We start from the raw sequence: 2,234 nt of genomic DNA, 5'->3' as shown, positions 1-2,234 counted from the left end.
TTTGTGATATAAATCCATTTCAATACTGGTGGAGCTAACTAATAAGTAGTCTTGTAAAATTGGATTGTGGCGATACATTCTAAATTTGCTGCCGCGATCGTATGCTTCAGTGCTAGGTGATAAAACTTCAACGATTAGGCAAGGATAGGTAATGTATTGGGTTGTGGTTCGATCGCGATCGTCGCAGGTTACACTGACATCGGGATAGGTATAGTCATTAGTTTCAAGAATGTTAACTCTCAAGTCTGAATTACCCGTTTCGCAGCTACTTCCTTCTAAATGATTAGAAAGCAAGGTGATAAATTTAACAGAGATTAAACTATGATTTTTATTACCGCCGCTCATGGCGTAAACTTGACCGTTGATATATTCATGTTTTTCGAGTTGCTTTTCTTCCCAAATAAAATATTCTTCGGGAGTAAGTTGTGGGGAATTGTCTTTAACTCCAATCATGGTTTTTTCAGGAATGGGTAATAGAAAAATTATACCATCTATAAAGAATGCAACAATGAAGATCCCCCTAGCCCTGCTGCTTGAGAAAGGGGGGGACAAGAGTTAATCAAAGTCACCCTTTTTAATGGGGATTTAGGGATCTGGACTCGGCTATAAACGATATTTATCAAGGGTTTCAGTCTTAAGTTGACACCAATGGGCAATGCCGTGTCCCTACGAGGATTGATCTGTCCTAATCGCCATTCTAGCCAATCAAGAAAGTGCCGTTAGGATTTATCGTTTGAACGGTGAAACTTAAATTTGCTCCCCCCTGAATCACACCTAGCACATCTCCAAAACTGGTTTGGATGGATAGATCGTTACCGACAGGAACCAGATTATAGTTGTTCAATGACGATCCTTGCAACTGGATAAAATCTCGGTTTATGGCGAAGTTCCGAATGGTAGCCTGGCCATTACCCAAATATAGCGGTGTGGCTGCGGCATTACCAGCGGTAGCAGGAACTCCCAGTACAAATGTATCTTTCCCAGAGTCGCCAATTAAGACATCAAATTCATTTGTACCAAAACTTTCATACTGCCGATTGCCACTGGGATCTATACCTACTTCAACTCCAATGATTTCGACATTCCCCACGCCAACACCAGTAACGGTATCGTTGGTATGGCTACCGACAAAAGTTGCCGAACGGTTGGTTTCAAATTCCCCAAATTGGAAGTAGTGATAGCGACCTGTTTTTAAGGCTCCAGAGTTGATAAATGGCACAAGATTAGGATTTTTCTTTAAGTATTCTGGTTCAAAGAAAGACGTGCCAAAACGACCTTCTTTTGCACCGTATTTGATGAAGTGCTGATATCCCGATTTGAAAGTTACATTCTTAATAAACGGCAGTAAATCTGAGTTGTTTGCCAGATAAAAGTCTTCGTTATACTCAGAGGATACTTGAGTGGATACTTGAGTGCGCCGTCCACCTTCATCGTAACCATATTGGATAAAGTGATCGAGACCAGAAACAAAAGTGCCATTGGGATTAAATGTGCGGATAAAAGGTCTTAAGTCGGGATTATTTTCGAGGTAGTTAGCTTCGTCAAAATATCGGGATACGTTGGCAAAACCAGCGGCTTGACCATACTTTTGAAAGTGATCCAGACCAGATTTAACTAATCCTTTAGCGATCGCATCTTTCACAAACGGATATTGGGAAAGATAATATTGTTCGTCAAAAATATCGTAATTTGCCATGATTCCCTCTAAAGATTGCTATAAATTTTACGCCCAAAGTTAATAACTTTGAGTCTGACTAGATCTAAATTTGTTTTTTCTACAGTGATTTCGCAGAGCTTTACGGAAAGTTATCAAGTAAATTATGGCAGTTTCTATAGTATTAGAACCTCCATCTTAGGATGGATTTCTATTTAAGCATAAAAAATACAGCGGGAACCGCTGTTATGAGGTACAGTAGCAGCAATTAGCAAACCAATTTCTTAAATGTTTCTGCCACTTACCTATTATCCATTAATTCTGGCGTGAGTATCAGGCCTCGATAGACTTGCTCGATCGCGAAACTCAGATTAATGCTTTTTAGTTCTACGGTATCCCCTTCTTTGTAGTTTATAATAATCCATTCTCCTGTCTCTTTTTTGTGATATAAATCCATTTCAATACTGGTGGAGCTAACTAATAAGTAGTCTTGTAAAATTGGATTGTGGCGATACATTCTAAATTTGCTGCCGCGATCGTATGCTTCAGTGCTAGGTGATAAAACTTCAACGATTAGGCA

General features: G+C 39.5%; 3 protein-coding genes. All 3 read right to left on the bottom strand.

What is annotated here, in order from left to right; all coding sequences use genetic code 11:
* The coding region (locus tag PN499_RS05945) for a Uma2 family endonuclease (RefSeq protein WP_272030772.1) at positions 1-453 on the bottom strand (453 nt) is incomplete at its 3' end.
* A gap of 244 nt (positions 454-697) precedes the next feature.
* Complete coding sequence (locus tag PN499_RS05940) at positions 698-1,696, bottom strand: calcium-binding protein (RefSeq protein ID WP_272030771.1); 999 nt, start codon at positions 1,694-1,696, stop codon at positions 698-700.
* Between the two features lie 259 nt (positions 1,697-1,955).
* Positions 1,956-2,234 (bottom strand): Uma2 family endonuclease (locus tag PN499_RS05935; protein WP_272030770.1); only part of this gene is annotated, 279 nt, incomplete at its 5' end.

Source organism: Kamptonema animale CS-326 (genome assembly GCF_028330895.1).
Classification (GTDB): domain Bacteria; phylum Cyanobacteriota; class Cyanobacteriia; order Cyanobacteriales; family Microcoleaceae; genus Kamptonema; species Kamptonema formosum.
The sequence above is the reverse complement of the archived record's forward strand: the minus strand, read 5'-3'. Positions and strand labels throughout refer to the sequence as shown.